22 protein-coding genes and 1 pseudogene are annotated in these 21,667 nt (G+C 60.8%); 6 read left to right on the forward strand and 17 right to left on the reverse strand.

Features of this window, described 5'->3' with window-relative positions; genetic code table 11:
• Positions 1-5: 5 nt before the first annotated feature.
• Positions 6-1,898 (forward strand): chloride channel protein, encoded by a 1,893-nt coding sequence (locus AS026_RS28010; protein ID WP_062373523.1) that lies wholly within the window; start codon positions 6-8, stop codon positions 1,896-1,898.
• 132 nt (positions 1,899-2,030) lie between these two features.
• The gene (locus tag AS026_RS28015) at positions 2,031-4,238 is read left to right on the forward strand and encodes a CHASE2 domain-containing protein (RefSeq protein ID WP_025661661.1); all 2,208 of its coding nucleotides are present in this window, start codon (positions 2,031-2,033) and stop codon (positions 4,236-4,238) included.
• A gap of 42 nt (positions 4,239-4,280) precedes the next feature.
• Here AS026_RS28015 and AS026_RS28020 read toward each other — a convergent pair whose 3' ends face one another.
• Entirely contained in the window at positions 4,281-5,240 is a 960-nt protein-coding gene (locus tag AS026_RS28020; protein ID WP_062373528.1) for a FecR family protein, read from the reverse strand.
• A gap of 188 nt (positions 5,241-5,428) precedes the next feature.
• On the opposite strand from AS026_RS28020, the gene ubiG reads away from it, so the two are divergent.
• Positions 5,429-6,175: a bifunctional 2-polyprenyl-6-hydroxyphenol methylase/3-demethylubiquinol 3-O-methyltransferase UbiG gene (gene ubiG, locus AS026_RS28025; protein ID WP_025661659.1), complete on the forward strand. Its 747-nt coding sequence runs from the start codon at positions 5,429-5,431 to the stop codon at positions 6,173-6,175.
• A 15-nt stretch (positions 6,176-6,190) separates the two neighbouring features.
• Here ubiG and AS026_RS28030 read toward each other — a convergent pair whose 3' ends face one another.
• From AS026_RS28030 to AS026_RS28050, 6 genes are all read right to left on the reverse strand, one after another.
• The gene (locus AS026_RS28030) at positions 6,191-7,066 is read right to left on the reverse strand and encodes an SDR family NAD(P)-dependent oxidoreductase (RefSeq protein WP_062373533.1); all 876 of its coding nucleotides are present in this window, start codon (positions 7,064-7,066) and stop codon (positions 6,191-6,193) included.
• Entirely contained in the window at positions 7,063-7,848 is a 786-nt protein-coding gene (locus AS026_RS28035) for a hypothetical protein (protein ID WP_062373536.1), read from the reverse strand. The genes AS026_RS28030 and AS026_RS28035 overlap by 4 nt, the downstream gene beginning before the upstream one ends.
• A gap of 10 nt (positions 7,849-7,858) precedes the next feature.
• On the reverse strand, positions 7,859-8,446 hold the full coding sequence (locus AS026_RS28040) for a protein-S-isoprenylcysteine O-methyltransferase (protein ID WP_025661656.1): 588 nt from the start codon (positions 8,444-8,446) through the stop codon (positions 7,859-7,861).
• Between the two features lie 68 nt (positions 8,447-8,514).
• Positions 8,515-9,093, reverse strand: coding sequence for a hypothetical protein (locus AS026_RS28045; RefSeq protein WP_018857858.1), 579 nt, complete (start codon positions 9,091-9,093; stop codon positions 8,515-8,517).
• Positions 9,094-9,243: 150 nt separating this feature from the next.
• Positions 9,244-9,372: a hypothetical protein gene (locus AS026_RS40625; RefSeq protein ID WP_037075964.1), complete on the reverse strand. Its 129-nt coding sequence runs from the start codon at positions 9,370-9,372 to the stop codon at positions 9,244-9,246.
• A gap of 170 nt (positions 9,373-9,542) precedes the next feature.
• Positions 9,543-10,124: a L,D-transpeptidase gene (locus AS026_RS28050; RefSeq protein WP_062373540.1), complete on the reverse strand. Its 582-nt coding sequence runs from the start codon at positions 10,122-10,124 to the stop codon at positions 9,543-9,545.
• A 295-nt stretch (positions 10,125-10,419) separates the two neighbouring features.
• On the opposite strand from AS026_RS28050, the gene AS026_RS28055 reads away from it, so the two are divergent.
• Positions 10,420-11,175 carry an SDR family NAD(P)-dependent oxidoreductase gene (locus AS026_RS28055; RefSeq protein WP_062373546.1) on the forward strand — a complete coding sequence of 252 codons (756 nt, stop codon included), beginning with the start codon at positions 10,420-10,422 and terminating at the stop codon, positions 11,173-11,175.
• 1 nt (position 11,176) lies between these two features.
• On the opposite strand, the gene AS026_RS28060 is transcribed toward AS026_RS28055, so the two are convergent.
• The 4 genes and pseudogenes from AS026_RS28060 to AS026_RS28075 form a co-directional block, all read right to left on the reverse strand.
• Positions 11,177-11,605: a DUF1178 family protein gene (locus tag AS026_RS28060; RefSeq protein WP_018857855.1), complete on the reverse strand. Its 429-nt coding sequence runs from the start codon at positions 11,603-11,605 to the stop codon at positions 11,177-11,179.
• On the reverse strand, positions 11,602-12,459 hold the full coding sequence (locus AS026_RS28065) for a carbon-nitrogen hydrolase family protein (protein ID WP_062373551.1): 858 nt from the start codon (positions 12,457-12,459) through the stop codon (positions 11,602-11,604). The genes AS026_RS28060 and AS026_RS28065 overlap by 4 nt, the downstream gene beginning before the upstream one ends.
• A 9-nt stretch (positions 12,460-12,468) precedes the next feature.
• On the reverse strand, positions 12,469-12,726 hold the full coding sequence (grxC, locus tag AS026_RS28070; RefSeq protein WP_018857853.1) for a glutaredoxin 3: 258 nt from the start codon (positions 12,724-12,726) through the stop codon (positions 12,469-12,471).
• A gap of 31 nt (positions 12,727-12,757) precedes the next feature.
• Positions 12,758-13,508, reverse strand: a pseudogene (locus AS026_RS28075) (ComF family protein).
• Positions 13,509-13,626: 118 nt separating this feature from the next.
• On the opposite strand from AS026_RS28075, the gene AS026_RS28080 reads away from it, so the two are divergent.
• Positions 13,627-14,511: a methyltransferase domain-containing protein gene (locus tag AS026_RS28080; RefSeq protein WP_025661652.1), complete on the forward strand. Its 885-nt coding sequence runs from the start codon at positions 13,627-13,629 to the stop codon at positions 14,509-14,511.
• Positions 14,512-14,519: 8 nt separating this feature from the next.
• On the opposite strand, the gene AS026_RS28085 is transcribed toward AS026_RS28080, so the two are convergent.
• From AS026_RS28085 to AS026_RS28110, 6 genes are all read right to left on the reverse strand, one after another.
• Positions 14,520-14,684 carry a Flp family type IVb pilin gene (locus tag AS026_RS28085; RefSeq protein WP_025661651.1) on the reverse strand — a complete coding sequence of 55 codons (165 nt, stop codon included), beginning with the start codon at positions 14,682-14,684 and terminating at the stop codon, positions 14,520-14,522.
• A gap of 66 nt (positions 14,685-14,750) precedes the next feature.
• On the reverse strand, positions 14,751-15,068 hold the full coding sequence (locus AS026_RS28090; RefSeq protein WP_018857849.1) for a hypothetical protein: 318 nt from the start codon (positions 15,066-15,068) through the stop codon (positions 14,751-14,753).
• A 123-nt stretch (positions 15,069-15,191) separates the two neighbouring features.
• Positions 15,192-15,605 (reverse strand): 8-oxo-dGTP diphosphatase MutT, encoded by a 414-nt coding sequence (gene mutT, locus AS026_RS28095; RefSeq protein WP_025661650.1) that lies wholly within the window; start codon positions 15,603-15,605, stop codon positions 15,192-15,194.
• Positions 15,602-16,423, reverse strand: a complete 822-nt coding sequence (locus AS026_RS28100) for a GNAT family N-acetyltransferase (RefSeq protein ID WP_051085593.1) — start codon at positions 16,421-16,423, stop codon at positions 15,602-15,604. Before AS026_RS28100 ends, mutT begins: the two co-directional genes overlap by 4 nt.
• Positions 16,392-17,633 carry a bifunctional glutamate N-acetyltransferase/amino-acid acetyltransferase ArgJ gene (gene argJ, locus AS026_RS28105; protein ID WP_025661648.1) on the reverse strand — a complete coding sequence of 414 codons (1,242 nt, stop codon included), beginning with the start codon at positions 17,631-17,633 and terminating at the stop codon, positions 16,392-16,394. The genes AS026_RS28100 and argJ overlap by 32 nt, the downstream gene beginning before the upstream one ends.
• 120 nt (positions 17,634-17,753) lie before the next feature.
• The gene (locus tag AS026_RS28110; protein ID WP_018857845.1) at positions 17,754-18,641 is read right to left on the reverse strand and encodes a peptidylprolyl isomerase; all 888 of its coding nucleotides are present in this window, start codon (positions 18,639-18,641) and stop codon (positions 17,754-17,756) included.
• Between the two features lie 246 nt (positions 18,642-18,887).
• Between AS026_RS28110 and secA the strand changes: the two genes are divergently transcribed.
• Positions 18,888-21,602 carry a preprotein translocase subunit SecA gene (gene secA / locus AS026_RS28115; protein ID WP_018857844.1) on the forward strand — a complete coding sequence of 905 codons (2,715 nt, stop codon included), beginning with the start codon at positions 18,888-18,890 and terminating at the stop codon, positions 21,600-21,602.
• The last annotated feature ends 65 nt before the right edge of the window (positions 21,603-21,667 follow it).

Here is a 21,667-nt window from a genome sequence, read left to right on the forward strand (position 1 = left end):
CCTCCATGTACGAGCAATCGACCCCTCACCGGCCACATGACTTTACCGGCGGCCTCTCGCGGCGCGAGGCCGGGGACTTTACGACGGACAAACGCGTTCTCGCGCTGGTCGGCATGGCCGTGGTGGTCGGCTCCGGCGGTGCGTTCGCCGCCTGGGTCCTGGTGGGCCTGATTTCGCTGGTCACCAGTCTCGTGTGGTTCGGGCGTTTCAGTATTGCCGCCACCTCGCTTGCTGATGCACCGCGCTCCGTATGGATGGTTGCCATTCCCATCCTTGGCGGCCTTGTTATCGGGCTGATGGCCCGCTTCGGATCCAAGAAGATCCGCGGTCACGGCATCCCCGAGGCAATCGAGACGATCCTGATTGGTGGCAGCCGGATGTCGCCGAAGGTGGCGATTCTCAAGCCGCTCTCGTCGGCGATCTCCATCGGCACCGGCGGACCTTTTGGCGCCGAAGGGCCGATCATCATGACGGGCGGCGCCATCGGATCGCTCTTCGCGCAATGCTTCCACTTGAGCTCGGCCGAGCGCAAGACGCTCCTCGTCGCGGGTGCGGCCGCCGGCATGACCGCAATCTTCGGCTCACCGATTGCCGCAGTCATGCTCGCCGTAGAATTGCTGCTCTTCGAATGGAAGCCCAGAAGCTTCATCCCCGTTGCCATCGCGGCCTGCGTGTCGATCTGCTGGCGCCCCTTCCTGTTCCAGGCGGGCCCTCTTTTTCCCAAGCAATTTCACATGGACCTTCCCTGGTGGGGCATCGCGTTCTGCGCTGCGATGGGGATTATTGCGGGGCTGCAATCCGGCCTGTTGACGACGATGCTCTACAAGATCGAAGATCTCTTCGAGGCCCTGCCGATCCATTGGATGTGGTGCCCGGCGATTGGCGGGTTGATCATCGGCCTCGGCGGCTTAATCGAGCCTCGCGCCCTCGGAGTCGGCTACGACATCATCGAAGGATTGCTGAACAGCACTCTTCTGCCGTCGGCCGTGTTGGCGGTCCTGCTTGTGAAAGCGTTCATCTGGCTTGTGGCGCTGTCATCGGGCACATCCGGTGGCGTACTCGCGCCGCTGCTGATCTTCGGAGGAGCCCTCGGATGGCTGGTCGGCCTGGTGCTTCCCGGCGACCCGGGATTCTGGGCCCTGCTGGGCATGGCCGCAATGATGGGAGGAACGATGCGCGCACCGCTGACGGGCACGTTCTTTGCGGTCGAACTCACCGGCGACGTTTCGATGCTGGTACCCCTCCTGGCGGCCACGGTAGCAGCCTACGTGGTGACGGTTCTCCTTCTTCGCCGGTCGATCCTCACCGAAAAGATCGCCCGGCGCGGCCAACACATCACGCGAGAATACGGCATTGATCCCTTCGAATTGACGCGTGCGCGCGAGATCATGATCAAGGAGGTCGACACGCTTGCAGCAAGCATGACAGTCGGCAATGCCTGCGCCTTCTTCGCGACGCCTGCAAGAACGCACCGGGTTTATCCGGTCGTTGACGGCAGCGGTGTCCTCAAGGGACTGGTCTCCGGTAGCGATGCGTTGCGATGGCAGGACGCAGCCGCGTTTTCCGACCAACGTCTCGACGACATGGTGTCCGACGCATCTATCCCCGCGGCACATCCTGACGATACGGTCGGATATGTCGCTGACCTGATGTTGACGACTGGCTCCGGCCGCATCCCGATCGTGGATCCACAGACCGCCAAGCTTCATGGCTTGATTGCGCGGAAGGACCTACTGCGCCTTCGAAGCACGCTGCGAGCAACGGAGACCGAGCGAAGGCCCTTTCTTGGGCCGCGCAGAGCAAATGACGAGCGCATGCTGACGTTGGAGAATTCAGAGGCTGCAGCTTCGCAGACCAACAACCCGCATCGCCTGGGCAAGGAGTTTCCGACCGACTGAACAGCGTCGCTGATTTGCTCGAAAGGCGCAGTTGCATCGCGCGGTGGAAACAGGCAGCCTAGTCGCGCCCGGAAATGCGCCTCCTTTATCGCCGGCGCCACTTGGTTCCAGGCCCGAGGGCTCCGATTGCATATGACGCGTGCGCAGCAAATCGGCGTTATTATTGGCCTCGCCATCGTCGCGGCGTTCACGATGCTGCGGGCAAGCGATCCACCACTGCTGCGGCAAATCCGCGACGTCACATTTGATGAATATCAGCGGATCTCACCGCGCGCCTTTGAGCCGACACCGGTCCGCATCATCGATATCGACGAGGCCTCGCTCAAGGAATTCGGCCAGTGGCCCTGGCCGCGCGACCGGCTGGCGCTTCTCGTGGAGCGCCTGTCCGATCTGGGAGCCGCCGCGATCGCCTTCGATGTGCTGTTTGCAGAACCGGACCGTCTCTCGCCGCGCACTGTCATGCGCGATGTCGCCGGCGTCGACCCGACGTTGCTGAGCCGGCTACCCGACAATGACGAGCTTTTCGCCCAAGCGATCGCCGGACGCCCCGTGGTGCTCGGCTTCGGCCTGACGACGGAGGGTAACTATCGGCCACCGGTCAAAGCAGGCTTCGCTTTCACCGGCGAGAGCCCCGTCAACGCGCCGCCCCGGCTCGACGCAGCGACACCGGTACGCCCGCAATTGCAGCTCAATGCGACAGGTCTCGGCCACATCAGCCTCAATCCCGGCAATCCCTCCGCTGTCGTACGCAAGGTCCCGCTCTTTCTGACGGATGGGGAGCAGCTCTATCCGAATCTGGCGATCGAGGCGCTGCGTGTCGCCCAGGGCGCTTCGACCTATGTGTTGGCAGCCGCCCCCGAGGCTCCCGATACACTGACATCGGTCAAGATCGGTGAGTTCGTCATACCGGTGACTGCGAGCGGTGAGTTGTGGCTGTATATAAGTCCTGATGTCCCGCAACGCTATATCTCCGCCGGCAAGATCCTGGCGCCACAAGGCGTCGATCCGCAGGTCGCTGCCGCCATCGAAGGAAGCATCGTCTTTGTCGGCACATCCTCGGCTGGTCTGCAGGATATCCGCACGACGGCGCTCGGCCAGAACGTCCCTGGTGTTTCCATGCATGCCCAAACCGTCGAACAGATCCTGACCGGCCACTTTCTCTCCCGGCCCGATTGGGCGGATGGACTGGAAATTCTTGCGATTGCCATACTGGGTACGCTCCTGGTGGTGCTGACGACCTTCGTCAGCCCGGCTGTGGCGCTTGCCTGCGGCCTATGCCTGACGGCATTGGCGCTTGCGGCCTCCTGGTTTGCCTTTTCCGCCTGGGGCCTGTTGCTCGATCCGCTCGCGCCGATCATTGCCGGCTCAATCACCCATTTCGCCGCCACCTCTTTCCGCATCCTCGTTATCGACCGCGAGCGGCGCGCAGTCCGCCGTGCCTTCGGGCAGTATCTCTCACCCTCGCTGCTCTTTCGGATCGAGCACAGCCGCGATGCGATGCGGCTCGGCGGCGACGACCGCGAACTGACGGTGATGTTCGTCGACGTGCGCGGCTTCACCGAACTCAGCGAACGACTGCAGCCAGCCGAAGTCGTCCGCTTCCTGAATACGCTGCTCGATGCGTTGAGCCGCCACGTGACGGCCAATGAAGGGACGCTCGACAAATTCATCGGCGACTCGATCATGGCCTTCTGGAACGCCCCGGTGGACGTCAAAAATCATCCTGCCAAGGCAGTCCGCGCCGCCCTTGCCATGCGTGAGACGCTCGCTTCGCTCAACGCATCCGATGCTTTCGGTTTCGGCCCGGAGTATCAGGTCGGTATCGGCGTCGGTATTCACACCGGCCTTGCCTGCGTCGGCAACATGGGGGCCGAAACACGCTTCAACTATTCCGCCGTCGGCGACGCCGTCAACGTCGCGGCGCGCATCGAATCCGCCTGCAAGGAAGTTGGCTTCGACATTCTCGTTTCGGAAACCACGGCTGGCGAACTGGCGCATTTCGCACTCCTCGACGCCGGTCTGCTCGGACTGAAAGGCAAGAGCAGCCGGGCGCGCCTCTATGCCGTTGTCGGTGGCGAGCACGTTCGCGGTTCAAGTGCATTTGCCGAGATGCATCGCATTCATACGGAGCTTGTCGCCGCGCTCCGCGCCCATTCGGCGGAGACACGCAAGCTGCTCAATATCGCCAAGCTCAAGTCAGCCGAGCTAACCGCGACCCTGCCCCAATTCTATAGCCGCCTCGGGCGGCGGGCGGACCACTTCCGTGACAGTCCCGGCAATGACGATGACGGTATTGGCGCGGCTCTGCCGCATGAAACCAAGCTTCACCTCGAACCCTGATTGCGGCTCTTACGACCACGACCCATCGCGATCGTGGTCTCATCATCGCCAATTGCGCCCACGGTCGCGGTCAAAAGAGCCTCGACCGAAGTGATCCCAACCGCGATGGTGATCCCAGTCGTGATGGTGGTCACGGTCGTGGTGGTGATGGTGATCAGGCTTGTCCGGCTTGTCGGGTGGATCCGGCATGTCCGGGGGCTGTTGCGGTGTCTGCGGCAATTGGGACGGTTGAGGTGCCTGTGGCGCCTGCTGCGGCGCCTGGGGTGCCTGCGGCGCCGGCCGCTCCTGCCGCTGCGGCTGGGGCCGGTCCTGACGGTCCTGGCGCAGGGACGCCAGCCCGCAACTGGTGCGAATGCCGCCGAGCGCGCCCGAAAGCTGCTGATCGCCGGACAGGAAGGGCAACGCTCGCGGATTACTCAGTGTCTGCAGCGTGCTGCGATCGACCTTGCTCGGATCCGTCATTCGGCCGCCGCGGGTTGCGACCACGCAGTCGCATTGCTGACGCAACTGCTTGCAGCCCCCTGGGCCGCAGAAACTTGCGGCACCGTTCAACAACACGATCGCCGTCGTACCGTTCGGGCCGACGTAGAAATCGAACGCCGTTCCGCGCACTCCGATCGTGCCGGCCGGAGTTACAATCGAGTAGGCCGACGAGGCTGAATTGCCGCTGATCCAGCGGAACGTGCCTTTCGCCGCCTTGATCGAAAGCCTCTTCACGGAGGCCGAATCGTCATAAACGAACTTGTCGATCACGACCGTCGACCCCGCACCGACAGCCAGTTTGGTGCCATCCTTGAAGATGAATTGTCCAAGGCCGGACTGCGATGTGCGGATGCGCTCGTCCTTATGGACGGGGGATCGCACAACCAGCGGGCCGGTCTCGCCTGAAACCTCGGTTCGAATCAGTGTTGCCTGCCCAACCGGCTCGGCGGAGAAAGCCTGCAGCGGACCGAATAAAGCAAAGAAGACACCTGCAGCGACAGCACCACAGAAGCGAGACATGGTCGACCCCCGATAAACTGTCAGTATATTAGCATATTGTTAACTTTAACGTCTTCTCATCTTCTTGGTGTAGGGAGTACGGCTTTCGCCTTCACCGGGAGTTGCTTGCGACACCACGCCCGCGGTCAGCTCTTGACTTCCTCACAGCTTCGTCCGACTTCACTCAGAACGAATGCGAGGACAAAAGCATGAGCGAAGCGGCAAAAAGCACGATCGACCAGGAAGAGGTGGACCGCTTTTCGGCGATGGCGGCCGAATGGTGGAGCCCCACCGGTAAGTTCAAGCCACTGCACAAGTTCAACCCCGTGCGGCTCGCCTATATTCGCGATAAGGCAGCGGAAAACTTCGGCCGCGACATTCGTTCCCCAAGGCCGTTAGAGGGTCTTCGCGTCCTCGACATTGGCTGCGGTGGCGGTTTGCTCTCGGAGCCGGTGGCCCGCATGGGTGCCAGCGTCGTCGGTGCAGATCCATCGGAAAAGAACATCGGCATCGCTTCGACCCATGCGAAAGCCTCAGGCGTATCCGTCGATTACCGTGCCGTCACGGCCGAACAGCTTGCAGAGGCCGGCGAAACCTTCGACATCGTTCTCAACATGGAGGTCGTGGAACACGTCGCCGACGTCGATTTCTTCCTGGGCACCTGCGCAAAGATGGTTCGCCCGGGTGGCTTGATGTTCGTCGCAACGATCAACCGGACGATGAAGGCCGCCGCGCTCGCCATCTTTGCGGCAGAAAATATCCTGCGGTGGCTGCCGCGCGGCACTCATCAATATGAGAAGCTGGTCCGTCCCGAAGAGATCGAAAAGCCGGTTGCGGACAATGGCCTTTCGATCATCGATCGCACGGGCGTCTTCTTCAATCCGCTGTCAAACCAGTGGAATCTGTCGAAGGACATGGATGTGAACTACATGATGCTGGCGAAACGCCCTGGCTAATATAGGTCGCGAGGATCAGACCCCTCGACGCGCCTGTCTCGAGCCACAGCAGTCCTTGAAAGGCTTGCCCGAGCCGCATGGACACAGGTCGCGACTGCGCCGTTGCAGGCGACCGATCAAGGGCACCTTCACGGCCGATGGCAGCGACGATGCCACGAAGGCGACCAGCTTCGCCGAAAGGCTTGGAATCACCAGACGGCGTCCGGCTTTGAACCCGCGCCAGGCGCGCTCGGCCACATAGTCCGAGCTGAGCTTGGGCAGGATCTTGAACAGAGCCGCCCGACCAGCACCAGACCGCTCCAGAAACTCCGTCGCAACGGGCCCAGGCGCAACGCAGGTAACCCTCACGCCGGTTGATCTGACCTCTTGATGCAGCGCCTCCGAGAAGGAGCGGACGAAGGCCTTGCTGGCGTAGTACAGTGCCATGTTCGGACCCGGCGTGAAACCCGCAATGGAGCCGAGATTGAGCACGCCGCCGCGGCCACGCGCCACCATACCCGGCAGGAAGTGCAGGGTCATGTCAGTGAGTGCCCGGATGTTAAGGTCGACCATGCCAAGCTGGTCGGCAATCGGCAGTGTCGTTGCCGCACCGCGCAAACCATAGCCGGCGCTGTTGACCAGCACCTCGCAAACAAGGCCGTTGGCCGTAAGGAAGTCCTTCAGCCGCGCCGATGCGTCGGCCGCAAGCAGGTCGAGCGAGAGGGTGAATGCTTGGCCGCCTGCCGTTTTCACATCATCCGCAGCCGCCGCCAGTCCATCCAGCGACCGCGCAACGAGGACGACCGTCGCACCTTCTCGGGCCGCCACCTTGGCAATCGCCCGGCCGATGCCACGGGACCCACCGACCACGACGACGGCGGGGCGCAATGCTTCACGCTGTTCGTCTGTCATGGTGCCATCCCCGACACCGCCCCATCGGGGATCGCTTCGCCTGAAGGCATCCCGCGGACTTCGTCGGCAATCGCCCCATTCAGGATACTTTCGAAGCGAACGAGCGCACGGGCAACGTTCGCGCCATCCATGACCCGGTGATCATAGTGGATGCGCACGGTGACCGTTCCGTCTTCGGAGATCGGGCCATAATTGAAAATGGTGGTCAGCGGCGTTAGAGGGTTCAACGACTCCGCCCCCAGGCCCGAATAGACCGACAGCTGGAATGTGCCGAAGCGCCGTCCGCGCTGACGGCCAAGGTTCAGCCCAAGCCACATCAGGAGCCATCGGATCGGGCCGGGTGCGCGCGCAAATTTCAGCGCCCTGCGGAATTCCTTGATCTCATGGATCGGCTTTGATCTGGCTGCAAGAAAATGTCCCTCGATCTCGGCAATGGACCGATGCTCCGGATCCTTGATCGTGCTCAGCAGAACGATTCGCTCGCCCTCATGCTCGCGCTCATGCGCAACGGAGGCGACACTGACCGGATATTCGTAGAGTTGCGGCCGGGGCAGCTTGACATAGGCACGCCGCAACTCCGCCACGTCCTGGCTGAGAAGGGCATAGCCCTTCAGGAACAACACCGTCCAGGACGTCTTGCTCCGCTGCGCCATCCTCGCTTGCTGTAGCGGCGCGAGTTTCATCTGCCGCTGCACCGTGACGCGCGGCACGCCGATCGAGAACCGCATCAGGTCTCCGACCAGACGTCGTGATGGCGAAAGCTTGACGGCGCGTCCCCGCATCCTGCGTCCTCTAGTAGATGTAGGGGATAATTCGCTTCGTCCGGTCCATGTAGGCGCGGTACTCGGGACCGAAAATCTCCAGCATCATCCGCTCCTCCTTGTCTACCCGCAAAAAGAAGAGGACTGCGAAGCCGATCAGGCCCGCCAGCCCAACGACCCAATTCGCGAGAAGAAAGGCCTGGCCAAGCGCCATCAGCAGAAAGGAGGTGTACATCGGATGACGGACGAGCGCGTAGGGGCCGTGGGAAATCAGCTCGTGTTTCTCGCGAATCTGCAGCGTGATCGACCAGTTGCGGCCAAGCGCCTTGTGCGTCCTGCGGAAGACCCACATGGCCGTGAAAAACAATAGAGCACCGAGAATCACTGCCCACAGATGAGCCGGGTAGTCGGCGGCTGCTGGCTTTCCGGTTGCGACGTAGAAGCCTGGAATAAAGGCAAGCCCTATCAACGCAGCCGTAAGACCCGCCGCCTCCACACCGGAGCGCCGGTCGCTGACGACCCTCGTGCGCCTCGCGCGGCGTTCCGAAGGATAGCGAATGGCATACCAGGCGATGATGCCAAGCACCCACACGATTTTGCCAATGAGAGCGACGCTCAATTCAGATCACCGGAGCCCTTCTACGCCTGCCATCGATGGTGCCGAACGACCCGACGGCTCGCTCCGCATCACGTATTCATCTCTCGGAGCTTTGTAATGAACTCTTGCGGACGAAGCCAGATGCTAGGCGTCTTGTATCCCATGGAACTTGCGATCTCGCCGACGAAATTGTTGCAATTGTCGACGGTGGCCTGCCACATCTTCGATTTGGCCTGCAGGTCACGAATGTAAGCGACGGTCTTGTTGTACTCCGCTTCGGTGAGCAGGATGCGCCAGCTTGCCGAACGATAGGCTTCTTCAAGATCGCCATCCGTGGCCCCGGTCGACGCCGGAACGGGGATGAAATGCCCGAGTACGTAAGGCGCGGCGTCGGGAGAAGCCGGCGCAAGCCCGGCGACCTGCGGATTGATCATTCCGCCAGCCTTGTTCAGGCGTCCGAACACCGCATAGGTATGGCCATAGGTCAGCGCATAGCGTGAACGGAATTCGATGAAATACTGCCCCTCGCGCTGGGAGGCTTTAGCGACTTGTGCACCGCTGGCGTTCGAGGTGTACCTCGGTTGCGGTGGCTTGTCGTCAGATTGGCAGGATGTGAGCGCGAGCGCGGTGAGAATCAGGAGGGATAGGTGGCCTTTAGCAAGCGTCATGCTACGCTTCATCTCCGAGATCGAAGAGCACAGACACCCAAACAGAAATGCCAGCCTAGGGTTGCGCATTTGCGCATTAGGCAGCCTGGCTCCGACAACGATTTGGGGGAGGGGCCACAAAGTCCCTCCCCCTTACTCAAAAGTCAGATGTTACTTGGTGATCGGGGCTTCTGCCACCGGTGGCGGGGCTTTGCCCTTGCCCTTACCAACTGCTCCGCAAGCCGTCAGGCTCGAAACGGAAAACAAAGCAACAAGGCACATGATTAGGATTCTGCTCATCAAGTAGTTCCTCTCCGTTAGCATGGAATAGGTTATCGAAGGCAACGATTCTACTAATAGCGGTAAATTAGCGACAAGCCAAGTGCAGAAAGGGCACACCTAGCCGTCGCGTCGCACAGGCGACGCGCAAAGCTAACAGAGGGTGGCAATATCGATACAAAATGTAAGTATCATATGACCAAAACGCCGGTCCCAATGGGCGCCCGGCCGTAGAGGTGAACGATGTCTTCATTGGTCATGCGGATGCAACCATTCGACACGGCCTGTCCGATCAGCCAGGGCTCGTTCGTTCCGTGGATCCGGAAATAGGTATCCCGCCCGCCTTGGTAAAGATAAAGCGCCGCGGCGCCCAGAGGGTTGTTTTCCCCTCCGGGAACGCCCCCAGCATACTGCGCCAAACGCGGCTTGCGTTCGATCATGCTCGCGGTCGGCGTCCACGATGGCCACTCGGCCTTCCGCCCGACAACGGCATTGCCCTTCAGAGTAAGACCTTCCTCGCCGACTGCCACGCCATAGCGTGTCGCGCGGCCTTCGTCCTCAACGTAGTAGAGGTAACGTTCGTAGGTGTTGACGACGATACTGCCCGGCGCCTCGCCGCCCGAATATGCAACCTCACGCCGCCGGTTGCGGTAGCTGACGCCATTCGAAGAAAAGGGAGACCCTATCGGCCAACTCGCCGTGGTGCATCCAGAGGTCATCAATGCCACACAGCCCAAGACTAGGCCACGGCGCGTAATATGGTCGTTATCCATCGTTACCTGCTGATTATGGTGAGCCCTATCGCTTTCCTTTAGCATCCTGTTGTATTCAGGCCAAGTCATCGGTGGACCGCTCAAGCGCTCTTCTGTGCAGAAACCTCCCTATCGTTGTATAAGTTCTTCATAATGTCGCCCTGTCGGAGGGCGCCTCTTGCGGCAATGGGCGCCGCGAAGCTAGGTTGAGACGCTTCGCGCCGCGGCGCCGGCGCGTATCGCGGGGGCTTCCGGGAGGTTGGCAGCTGTTCGCGTTTGAATTGATCTTGTCGCAGGGGAGCGATAGCAAATAACGATGAATCTTGGTTTCGAAGGAAAAGTAGCGATCGTCACCGGCGCCGGCTCAGGCATTGGCGCGGCCATCTCCCGTCAGTTGGCCGAGGAGGGCGCGGAAGTTGTCGTCGCCGATATCAATGTCGAAGCAGCGGAGCGGGTTGCAACGGAGATTCGCGAAAAAGGAGGCAAATCTCGCCATTTTGCGGTCGACGTGACCGATGCTGCAGCTGTTGAAAAGCTGGTCAAAACGGTCGCCGAAACCTGCGGCGGCCTCCATCTTGCGGTCAACAATGCCGGCGTCGACGGCGTGCGCAGGGCGACGGGAGATTATCCGCTCGACAACTGGCACAAGCTGATGGACGTCAACCTCAACGGCGTTTTCTACTGCATGAAATACGAGATCGGAGCGATGCTGGCCCGCGGCGGCGGTGCGATCGTCAATGTATCCTCCGTGCTCGGTGCCGTCGCACTGCCGATCGCATGCGCCTATACGGCGGCTAAACACGGCGTCGTGGGACTGACAAAGGCGGCGGCGATAGAATATGCCCGCCTGGGAATCCGCATCAATGCGGTCGGTCCCGGCTGGATCGAGACACCACTCTCATCGGAACATCGTGATATTGCGAGCAGCCGTCGCATGGAAGCACTGCAGCCGATGGGCCGGCGCGGCACGCCCGAAGAAGTGGCAGCTCTCGTCTGTTTCTTATTGTCGGAGCAGGCAAGCTTCATCACCGGCAGCTACCATCTCGTGGATGGCGCCTACAGCGCGCACTAGCTCAATTCACATCGTCGGGCAAAACAGGCAGGGCCGCGATTTCGATGCCTTCGTCCAAAAGCGCTTGGGCCTCATCCATCGTGGTCTGCCCGATGATGCCGCGGGCGTCGCTTTCCCCGTAATGTATCTTGCGGGCCTCCTCGGGAAACCGCGTTCCGACATCCTCGGAATTGGCCCTGATCGTCGCAACAGCCTCTTTCAGCTTCTGGAACGCGTCACGCCGCATCGTATCCATCGCCAGCGTCTGCATTTCATCCTTCTTGCGCGCCGTCGAAACCGAAGGCGCCATCAGGAGCTTGGAGATGGATGCGGAGTTGCAGGCAGGACAGGTCAGGAATCCTGATGCGATCTGGCGATCGAAATCGGCACTTTCGGAAAACCAGCCTTCGAATTCGTGGGCATTTTCACAACGCAGCGAATAACGGATCAAGCGGCCACGCCTCCTGCGACTGCCCCTGGAACCCTCTCGATTGAGAAATCACGGCCGTTTTTCAGATTGGGAATCTTGTCATGAGCTGACTTGACGGCCGCCGTATCAATGTCGGCAAGGATGACGGCTTCGCCCTCCGGCCCGGCCGAAGCCAGAACGCGGCCCCAGGGATCGACGATCATCGAATGACCAAAGGTCTCACGCCCGTCCTCGTGGCGCCCGGCCTGAGCAGCGGCAATCACAAAAACGCCATTCTCGATCGCGCGTGCCCGAAGCAGGATTTCCCAATGTGCTTCGCCGGTCTGCTTCGTGAAGGCAGCAGGCACCGTCATCACTTCGGCGCCGGCAACAGCCTGGGCGCGGAAAAGGGTGGGGAAGCGAACGTCATAACAGATCGCAAAGCCCATTTCAGCAAAGGGAAGCGACAACACGCGCGCCTCGGACCCCGGCCGGTAGGCAGCGCTCTCGCGCCAGCTTTCGCCGTTGTCGAGATCGACATCGAACATATGGATCTTGTCGTAACGATTAAGGATCTTGCCATCAGGCCCGAAGAGGTAGCCGCGGTTGGCAAGCTTGCCGTCATCGAGCGCAATAGCGGTCGAGCCCACATGCATGAAGATGCCGAGCTCCCGGGCCAATTCCGAACCCGTCCGCACGATGACGTCATTGGTTTCGTCGCGAAGCAGTGCCTTGGCAGCGGCACGATCGCGCTGCAGCATGCCTGTCATCTCAGGTGTCTGCACATAGATCGCGCCCTGGCCCGCAGCGTCGCGGACGAGGCGCGCCATCGCGGCAGCGTTCCTCTCGGGATCGACGCCGGAGCACATCTGGATGGCGGCAGCCGTAAACGTCATCGCACTTCCTTACGCGGCAAGCAGAGGATCAAGCCCGCCGGCCCGATCCAGCGCATAGAGATCATCGCATCCGCCGACGTGCTGCTCGCCAATGAAAATCTGCGGGAACGTCGTGCGGCCGTTGGCCTTGCCGATCATTTCCTGGCGAAGTTCCGGCGCAAAGGTCGCATCGTGCTCGACGAAATCCACGCCCTTTTCGGACAGCAGCGATTTGGCACGCGCGCAGTAGCCGCAGGCTTGGCGCGTATAAATGGTCACGGGTGCCATGGGGTCTCCAGACAATACGGTTATCTTTTCGTCATATAGTTTCTGAAAGAGCCCTTGCAAAGGTCAAAACCGTGATGTCCGCCGCTCCGGCCTTGCGCAGTACTTTTTGCCGCCGCGGCAACCGTGGCACCGGTCGTGTAGACATCATCGACAAGGACAAGCCGCTTGCCGAAGACGTCGTTGTCCCGCGCCTTGGCAATGGCAAAGACACCGCGAACATTTTCCTCGCGCGCCTCTGCGCCGAGACCCACCTGAGGGCGGGTGCGTTTGACGCGCATCAGCGTTGCCGGCAGAAGCGCCCTTCCGGATCGCTGCGCCAGATGACGCGCCAGCTCTGCAGCCTGGTTGAATTTGCGCGAGAACATGCGGCTTCGATGCAGCGGTACCGGCAGGATGGCGTCACACCGCTCCACCATCCCGTCACTCGCGCGTATGATCCATTCGGCCATCATTGGCGCGAGATCTGTTCGGTCGCGGTATTTCAGGCCATGCACCAACTGGCGCACCGGCTCGTCATGAAAGGCGGCTGACCGCAGCCGGTCGAACGGCGGCGGATTGGCAATCGCCTCGGAGCTGAGAATGCCGGAACCGAGATCATGCGAGAACGGTATCCCGAGGATTTCGCAATACGGCCGTTCGATGAAGCACAGTCCGGACCAGCACGTCGGACAAAGGCCGTTGTGGCGACCGGTGGCGATGCCGCAAACCACGCATCCCGGCGGATAGACAAGGTCGACCAAGCGCCCGAAGGGACGCATTAGAAGCGTCCCATCCAACTTCATAGGCGATCGTCGTCTCCCAAGCCCCCACTGCCCCAACCCTCTCGCGAAAGCTTAGCGCGTTTCGCCTTCGAGGAAAATCGCCTTGCAGCACCGGTTCTGCGGGACTATGCACTGCGCCATGGATATGATCTTCGACCAGGCCCGGATCGCAGTAAACCGGCATCGCGCCCGTCTCCACCATGACCCTAAGGCGACCTTCCTTCTCGATATCGCCGCGGAAGAACTCGGCGAGCGTCTTGCCGTGGTCGAACGGACCTTCGAACATGCGGTCGAGCTGCATGGCGCCACCGGGGCTGCGGCCCGCGCTGCGATCGCAACCGGCAAGGTCAGGCAACTGACACGGGTCGAAAGCGAGCACGCCTATGCGGAAGCGGGCGAGGCTATCATCGAGGCTGCTCTGGAAGAGGTTCCCCTGGAGCCACAGTCGGCAAACCTCGTGCTGGCCCCGCTCAGCCTTCACTTGACCAACGACACGCCGGGCGTCTTCATCCAGATCCGTCGCGCCTTGAAACCCGATGGGCTCTTTCTTGCCGCGATCCCTGGATCGGGCACATTGCAGGAGCTTCGCGAGATCCTGCTGGCGACAGAAATCGAAATGACCGGAGGTGCGAGCCCACGGGTCATCCCTTTCGCCGACGTGCGCGACGTCGGCGGTCTCATGCAGCGCGCCGGTTTCGCCCTGCCCGTGATCGATGCAGAGACCTATACGGTCCGCTACGACTCGATCTTTCCGCTGATGAAAGACCTGCGGGCGATGGGAATGACCAATCCGCTTCTTGCGCGCAGCCGCAAACCTCTGACGCGCGCCTTCTTCCTACGGGCGGCTGAAATCTATGCCGAGCGATACGCCGATCCGGACGGCCGGATCAGGGCAACCTTCTCGATCATCTATGTCTCGGGATGGGCACCGCACGAAAGCCAGCAGAAGCCGCTTCGCCCAGGATCGGCGAAGGTGAGGCTCGCCGATGCGCTGAAGGTCGAGGAGCATAAGCTGAAGCAGTAGAAATCGGCTCAGTTCGGGAACTGGTTGGCGATATTGCTCAAAAGGCCGTTGATATCGCCACCAAGCGCCCGCGCTCCACCGATGAGAGCCACGGATATGAGGGCCGCAATCAGGCCGTATTCGATCGCGGCCGCGCCACGGACGTCTGCCAGAAATGCCCTTATTAGTCGCATGCCAACCTCGGCGCTAAAGCGGCAGTCCTTCATCACGTTGCGTCTGCCGCGGCAGCAACGCCAGTATCAGCAACCAGCTCCGCTTCCGTAACCCTGAACCACGCAAACAGAACCCGGCGTTTCCTGAAGCACGCTGCGGCGGATCGTGTAGCGTTTGCCGTTCTCGGTCTTCGGTATCGAGCCCGTTGTCATCGTATCGAATTCCGACGGCGCGCTGGCAAAGACGCTCGACCTGGACTTGTCAGCAAGCATCGGCGTCAAGATCAAAGTCAGGGCAACAACGGCCGTGCCAAACAGCAGCGCAATATTCAGCACTCCCGTTCTGCTCGATCCAGTCGAGGCCTGTTCTTTCTCTCTAACAGCTTTCCAGAAATCGTCGTCCATGCGTCAAGCCTTCTACACACACGCCAGTTGCTTGATTGAGGCCGATATTTGGCAGAAGGTGTTAAACGATCGATTAATATCCACACCCAAATTGGACGCTTATAGGATAATAATCAGAAGTTCCTAAAGTAAATCCTGCAACATCGGGATCAGGGGCTCGTCAGCGGGCGGCATCGGGTAGTCGCGCAGAGCTTGCGGCTTCACCCATTTCAACGCCTGCCCCTCTTTCCCGTGCGGAATTCCTTCATAGCGCCGGCAGACATAGAGCGGCATCAGCAGATGGAATTTCTCATAGGTATGGCTCGCGAAAGTCAGGGGCGCCAGGCAGGCGACCTTGGTCGTGATCCCGAGCTCCTCGTGAAGCTCGCGCACCAATGATGCCTCCGGCGTCTCGCCCGGCTCCACTTTGCCACCGGGAAACTCCCAAAGCCCCGCAAGCGATTTTCCCTCGGGGCGTTGCGCCAACAGAATTCGCCCGTCGGCATCGATCAGGGCACAAGCGGCAACGAGAAGGATGTTTCGGGCTGCCTCGCTCATCGTGACGGCTCCTGCCGCCAGTAGGAATAGCGGTAGGCTTCACGGAAGCCGAGCCGTTCGTAGAGTGCCAGGGCCGGAGCGTTCGTCGCCTTCACCTGCAACCAGGCGGAACGGGCGGTGCGCATCCTGGCCCAGCGCAGGGCCGATGTCAGGATTTCCATGCCAAGGCCCTCGCGGCGGCGCTCCTTGGCGACGGAGAGCGACATGATGCCGGCGAGGTCGTTGTCCTGAACGCAGAGAACAGTCGCAAGCGGCCCCGTTTCCGCATCTTCGATCATGAACAGGCCCGACGGCGGCTTGATCGCATTGATGATTTCGGCGAGCGCCGGCTTGAGCTTGGACGAGACGCCGTCGGTTGCCAGATTGGCATCCACGAAACGGCCAATATCGTGAGTCGGCAGATGATCGAGCGTATCCGGCAGTTCCGCATGCGCAAGATCGCAGGTCATGACGATCGTCTCGTCGAAGGATGACCACTGCTGTTCCCGCACGAGGTCGATCAATACCGGCGAGGCGAGCGGCGTCTGACGCAGAACTGCCGGGCGGCCATAGGCTTCGAACTTGCGGCCTGCCTTGGCAAGACGGATTTCGACATCGCGGTGATCTGAAGGATCGAGCGGCACGATCGAATTCAGCCGATTGGACGGATGCCCCGCCGTCAGCCGTATCTGCCAACTGCCGTCGTACTGCACGGATGAGGCTGGCCAAGCCCGGAAGCCGACAGCCTCCAGCCTGCGCACGAGTGGCAGATTTGCCTTCTTGGATAATGCTTCAGTCAATGAAAAATCAGCTCCGGTAGTCACCGTTGATGGCGACATACTCCTTTGTAAGGTCGCACGTCCATACCGTGGCGGTGCCGTTTCCAAGACCGATGTCGACCTTCACAGGAATATCCTGCTTTTTCATGACGTTGGTTGCAGCTTGCTCGGAATAGACGGCGTCGCGCTCGCCGTTGACGGCAACACGCACATCGCCGAACCAGATAGCCAGCCGATCGCGGTCGGCCATTTCACCGGACTTGCCGACGGCCATGACAATACGGCCCCAGTTGGCGTCCTCGCCGGCGGCCGCGGTCTTGACCAGCGGCGAATTGGCGATCGACAGCGCGATCTTCTTGGCCGCAGCATCGCTTTCGGCCCCAGTCACCGTGATCTCCAGCATCTTCGTCGCACCTTCGCCGTCGCGCACGACCTGCAGGGCAAGATCCTTCAGAAGATCATTGAGCGCAGCGCGGAACGAGGCAAGGCGGGCGTCATCGGCGCTCTCGACCCGAGCCTGACCGTACTCGGCAGCCGCGCCGGTGGCAAACAGCATCAACGTATCAGAGGTCGAGGTATCGCTGTCGACCGTCATCGAATTGAACGTCGGATCAACGCCCGCGGATAGGAGCGACTGCAAGGCGGCGGGAGCAATATCGGCATCGGTGACCACGAAGGAAAGCATGGTCGCCATATCAGGCGCAATCATGCCGGCGCCCTTGGCAATGCCATTGATCGTCACCTTCACGCCGCCGATCTCGGCACTGCGGGTGGCGACCTTCGGATAGGTGTCTGTGGTCATGATCGCCTTGGCGGCCTCGAACCAGAAGTCACCGGTCGCATCCTTGTGCATCTGGTCGAGAACGCCAGAGAACTTCGTCGCGTCCAGCGGTTCCCCGATGACACCGGTCGACGCGAGGTAGACCTCGTTCTCGCCGCAACCGACGGCAGCCGCTGCCGACTTTGCCGTCAGGGCAGTCGCGTCGCGCCCCTTCAAACCAGTGAAAGCATTCGCATTGCCGGAATTGACGACGACAGCGCGTGCTGTGCCATGCGGCAGGTTTGCGCGGCAGAAATCGACCGGCGCCGAAGGGCACTTCGAGCGCGTAAAAACGCCCGCGACTGCGGCCGGCTTGTCGAACACCATCATCAGCACGTCGGTGCGGTTCTTGTACTTGATGCCGGCTGAGGCAGTGGCCATGCGCACGCCGCTCAGGGCGGGCACATTGGCATATGATTTCGGAGCGAGCGGAGAAACGGAACCGGACATGGCAATCGACCTGGTGGCTGGAAGGATTTTCAGGGCGAAGTATAAGCCGGCTCGCCCTGCAGAAATACGACAACTGCTATAGTGAAGGGCCCGGAAGAACCGGGCCCTAAACTTTGGATTTTACTGCTGCGGCTGCGCGGCGGGTTCATCACCCGGCTGCGGCTGCTTGTTGGCGTCGTCATAGCCCTTGCGCAGCGCTTCGTCGGTGATCTCGACCTTGGACTTTTCCTTGGCAGAGGCGAGAAGCGCAAGGTACTTGTCGCGCATGACGAGCTGGCGAACCTGGTCCTTGACCTGATCGAAGGCTGGTGGAGCGGCGTCGCGCTTATCTTCGACCAGGATAACGTGATAGCCGAAATCGGTCTTCACGGGGGTCTTGGTGTAGGTGCCCTTGTCAAGGGCGAAGGCGGCCTCTTCGAATTCCTTGACCATGCGGCCCTTGGTGAAATAGCCGAGATCGCCACCGTCAGCCTTGTTCGGATCGGTGGACTTTTCCTTCGCCAGATCCGCGAAGCTCTTGCCGGCGTCCAGCTGCTTGATGACGTCCTTGGCCTCGTCCTCGGTCTTCACGAGAATGTGGCGGGCGTGAACTTCTTCCTGCTTCGGAAGTGCTGCGACTTCCTTGTCGTAGCGCGCCTTGACGTCCGCGTCGGTCACCGTGTCGACGACGTGCTTCTTGAAGTAGGCGTTGTGCAGTTCGCGATCAGCGAGATACTGCATGCGCTTCTTGAATTCGGCGTTCTGGTCGAGCTTTTCGGCCGTTGCGTCCAGCGCCAGCAGCTTGACGTCGATGGCGGCGGACAGGGCGGCGATCTTCTTCTGGTCGTCCGGCAGCTGGGCGAGCTGCGGGTCGAGATTGGCAACGGCCAGATCGAGATCGGACTGATGAATCTCGACATCGCCGACCTTGGCGACGACGGCATCCGGCTTGTCTTCCGCACGGACCGGCGCCTGGAACGCAACGAAGGTTGCGAACGCCATCACAGCGATTTTGTTGTAGTTCAACATCAAATAACCCTTCACAGTTACACCCACCGGCTTCAGCTTCGTGAATTCAGCCTGAAACAGCCATCAACACTGGAATGTGGCCTTTGTATATCAGCCAAATCCGTTGACATCATTCGACCCCCCTCTTATCTGTCACGCAACCTCGCGTCCAGAACAGTTTCCTGGCGTTTCGAGACGTGTGCCTGAAATTCGGCCGGGCAGCGGATAAGAAAAGCCGGGGAATATTATTGAGAAAGGACCAGTCATATGGTCAGCTTTGGCGGTATAGCCCGCAAAATATTTGGCTCTGCCAATGATCGCCGCGTGCGGTCCTTCCAGCCGAAAGTCGCAGCCATCAACGCCATCGAAGAAAAGACGAAGGCTTTGAGCGACGAGCAGCTGGCTGCCCAGACCGTCGAATTCCGCAAGATGCTGGCAGACGGCAAGACGCTCGACGACATCCTTGTGCCTGCGTTCGCCGTTGTGCGTGAGGCTTCGCGCCGCGTTCTCGGCCTGCGACCTTTTGACGTACAGCTGATCGGCGGCATGATCCTTCATGACGGCGACATCGCGGAAATGAAGACCGGTGAGGGCAAGACGCTTGTTGCCACGTTGCCGGTCTACTTGAACGCACTCGCCGGCAAGGGCGTCCACGTTGTCACCGTGAACGACTACCTCGCCCGCCGCGACGCCGCGACCATGGGCAAGATCTATGGCTTCCTCGGCCTGACCACGGGCGTCATCGTCCACGGCCTGTCGGACGAGGAGCGCGCTGCCGCCTATAACTGCGACATCACTTACGCGACCAACAACGAACTCGGCTTCGACTATCTGCGCGATAACATGAAGTACGAGAAGAACCAGATGGTCCAGCGCGGCCACAACTTCGCGATCGTCGACGAAGTGGACTCGATCCTCGTCGACGAAGCGCGCACGCCGCTGATCATTTCCGGTCCGCTGGACGACCGCTCCGACCTCTACAACACGATCGACGCCTTCATTCCGCAACTGAGCGAAGGCGACTACGAGATCGACGAAAAGCAGCGCTCAGCCAACTTCTCCGAAGAAGGCACCGAGAAGCTGGAAAACCTGTTGCGCCAGGCTGGCCTGCTGAAGGGCCAGTCGCTCTACGACATCGAGAACGTGGCGATCGTCCACCACGTCAACAACGCGCTCAAGGCCCACAAGCTGTTCCAGCGCGACAAGGACTACATTGTCCGCAACGACGAGATCGTCATCATCGACGAGTTCACCGGCCGCATGATGCCGGGCCGCCGCTACTCGGAAGGCCAGCACCAGGCTCTGGAAGCCAAGGAAAGGGTGACCATCCAGCCGGAAAACCAGACGCTGGCGCAGATCACTTTCCAGAATTACTTCCGTATGTACGGCAAACTCGCCGGCATGACCGGTACGGCGCAGACGGAAGCGGAAGAATTCGGCAACATCTACGGCCTCGAGGTTGTCGAAGTGCCGACCAACCTGCCGATCAAGCGTACCGACGAAGACGACGAGGTCTATCGGACCTTTGAAGAGAAATACAAGGCTATCATTGCCGAGATCGCGGACGCTCAGAAGCGCGGCCAGCCGGTTCTCGTCGGCACGACCTCGATCGAAAAGTCGGAACTGCTCGCCGAGATGATGCGCAAGCAGGGCTTCAAGGACTTCCAGGTCCTGAACGCCCGCTACCACGAGCAGGAAGCGTATATTGTCGCGCAGGCCGGCGTGCCGGGTGCGGTAACGATCGCCACCAACATGGCGGGCCGCGGTACGGACATTCAGCTCGGCGGCAACCTTGAAATGCGTGTCGAACGCGATCTTGGCGAGATCGAGCCCGGCCCCGAGCGCGACGCAAAGATCGAAGGGATCCGCGAAGAGATCAAGCAGCTCAAGGAGCAGGCACTTGCCGCCGGTGGCCTTTATGTCATCGCGACCGAGCGCCACGAGAGCCGCCGCATCGACAACCAGCTGCGCGGCCGTTCCGGCCGTCAGGGCGACCCTGGCCGTTCCAAGTTCTACCTGTCGCTTCAGGACGACCTGATGCGCATCTTCGGTTCCGACCGCATGGATAGCATGCTGCAGAAGCTCGGTCTCAAGGAGGGCGAAGCCATCGTTCATCCCTGGATCAACAAGGCTCTGGAGCGCGCGCAAAAGAAGGTCGAAGCCCGCAACTTCGACATCCGCAAAAACCTCCTGAAATACGACGACGTCCTGAACGATCAGCGCAAGGTGATCTTCGAACAGCGCCTCGAGTTGATGGAAGCGGCCAATATTTCCGAAACCGTCTCCGACATGCGCCGCGAGGTCATCGACGATCTCGTCGAGAAGCACATCCCCGAGCGCGCCTATGCCGAGAAGTGGGATGCCGTTGGCCTGAAGGAGCGGACAGCAGCCTTGCTCAACCTCGATCTGCCGGTTGAGGACTGGGTTAAGGAGGAAGGTATCGGCGAGGACAGCATTCGCGAGCGCTTGACGGAAGCATCCAATGCGGCTTTCACGGAAAAGGCCGAACGCTTTGGCGACGACATCATGCACTATGTCGAGCGCTCGATCGTCATGCAGACGCTCGACCACCTGTGGCGCGAGCATATCGTCAACCTCGACCACCTGCGCTCCGTCATCGGCTTCCGTGGCTACGCACAGCGCGATCCGCTGCAGGAATACAAGTCGGAAGCGTTCGAGCTCTTCACCTCGCTCCTGAACAACCTGCGTGAAGCCGTCACCGCACAGCTGATGCGCGTCGAACTCGTGCAGCAGGCACCTGCGGAGCCGGAACCTCCGTTCATGCAGGCGCACCACCTCGATCCGAATACGGGCGAAGACGATTTCGCGCCCGCGTTCCTGGCCTCGGAAGTGGTTGTCGCCCCGGAAAACCGCAATCCGACCGACCCGTCGACCTGGGGTCATGTCGGCCGCAACGAGCCTTGCCCCTGTGGCTCCGGCAAGAAGTTCAAGCATTGCCACGGCGCCTTCGCACAGGCTTGAGCCGGCCGGTAAGCTAGAAACAAGGCCCTCGCGACGGAAACGTCGCGAGGTTTTTTTGTCCGCCC

It is taken from the genome of Rhizobium altiplani, assembly GCF_001542405.1.
GTDB lineage: Bacteria > Pseudomonadota > Alphaproteobacteria > Rhizobiales > Rhizobiaceae > Rhizobium > Rhizobium altiplani.

Excerpts from the sequence above, each read along its gene's own strand:
- AS026_RS28010 (WP_062373523.1), top strand. The coding sequence starts at position 6 with ATGTACGAGCAATCGACCCCTCACCGGCCACATGACTTTACCGGCGGC.
- AS026_RS28015 (WP_025661661.1), top strand. The coding sequence starts at position 2,031 with ATGACGCGTGCGCAGCAAATCGGCGTTATTATTGGCCTCGCCATCGTC.
- AS026_RS28020 (WP_062373528.1), bottom strand. The coding sequence starts at position 5,240 with ATGTCTCGCTTCTGTGGTGCTGTCGCTGCAGGTGTCTTCTTTGCTTTA.
- ubiG (WP_025661659.1), top strand. The coding sequence starts at position 5,429 with ATGAGCGAAGCGGCAAAAAGCACGATCGACCAGGAAGAGGTGGACCGC.
- AS026_RS28030 (WP_062373533.1), bottom strand. The coding sequence starts at position 7,066 with ATGACAGACGAACAGCGTGAAGCATTGCGCCCCGCCGTCGTCGTGGTC.
- AS026_RS28035 (WP_062373536.1), bottom strand. The coding sequence starts at position 7,848 with ATGCGGGGACGCGCCGTCAAGCTTTCGCCATCACGACGTCTGGTCGGA.
- AS026_RS28045 (WP_018857858.1), bottom strand. The coding sequence starts at position 9,093 with ATGACGCTTGCTAAAGGCCACCTATCCCTCCTGATTCTCACCGCGCTC.
- AS026_RS40625 (WP_037075964.1), bottom strand. The coding sequence starts at position 9,372 with ATGAGCAGAATCCTAATCATGTGCCTTGTTGCTTTGTTTTCCGTTTCG.
- AS026_RS28050 (WP_062373540.1), bottom strand. The coding sequence starts at position 10,124 with ATGGATAACGACCATATTACGCGCCGTGGCCTAGTCTTGGGCTGTGTG.
- AS026_RS28055 (WP_062373546.1), top strand. The coding sequence starts at position 10,420 with ATGAATCTTGGTTTCGAAGGAAAAGTAGCGATCGTCACCGGCGCCGGC.
- AS026_RS28065 (WP_062373551.1), bottom strand. The coding sequence starts at position 12,459 with ATGACGTTTACGGCTGCCGCCATCCAGATGTGCTCCGGCGTCGATCCC.
- grxC (WP_018857853.1), bottom strand. The coding sequence starts at position 12,726 with ATGGCACCCGTGACCATTTATACGCGCCAAGCCTGCGGCTACTGCGCG.
- AS026_RS28080 (WP_025661652.1), top strand. The coding sequence starts at position 13,627 with ATGGATATGATCTTCGACCAGGCCCGGATCGCAGTAAACCGGCATCGC.
- AS026_RS28085 (WP_025661651.1), bottom strand. The coding sequence starts at position 14,684 with ATGCGACTAATAAGGGCATTTCTGGCAGACGTCCGTGGCGCGGCCGCG.
- AS026_RS28090 (WP_018857849.1), bottom strand. The coding sequence starts at position 15,068 with ATGGACGACGATTTCTGGAAAGCTGTTAGAGAGAAAGAACAGGCCTCG.
- mutT (WP_025661650.1), bottom strand. The coding sequence starts at position 15,605 with ATGAGCGAGGCAGCCCGAAACATCCTTCTCGTTGCCGCTTGTGCCCTG.
- AS026_RS28100 (WP_051085593.1), bottom strand. The coding sequence starts at position 16,423 with ATGTCGCCATCAACGGTGACTACCGGAGCTGATTTTTCATTGACTGAA.
- argJ (WP_025661648.1), bottom strand. The coding sequence starts at position 17,633 with ATGTCCGGTTCCGTTTCTCCGCTCGCTCCGAAATCATATGCCAATGTG.
- AS026_RS28110 (WP_018857845.1), bottom strand. The coding sequence starts at position 18,641 with ATGTTGAACTACAACAAAATCGCTGTGATGGCGTTCGCAACCTTCGTT.
- secA (WP_018857844.1), top strand. The coding sequence starts at position 18,888 with ATGGTCAGCTTTGGCGGTATAGCCCGCAAAATATTTGGCTCTGCCAAT.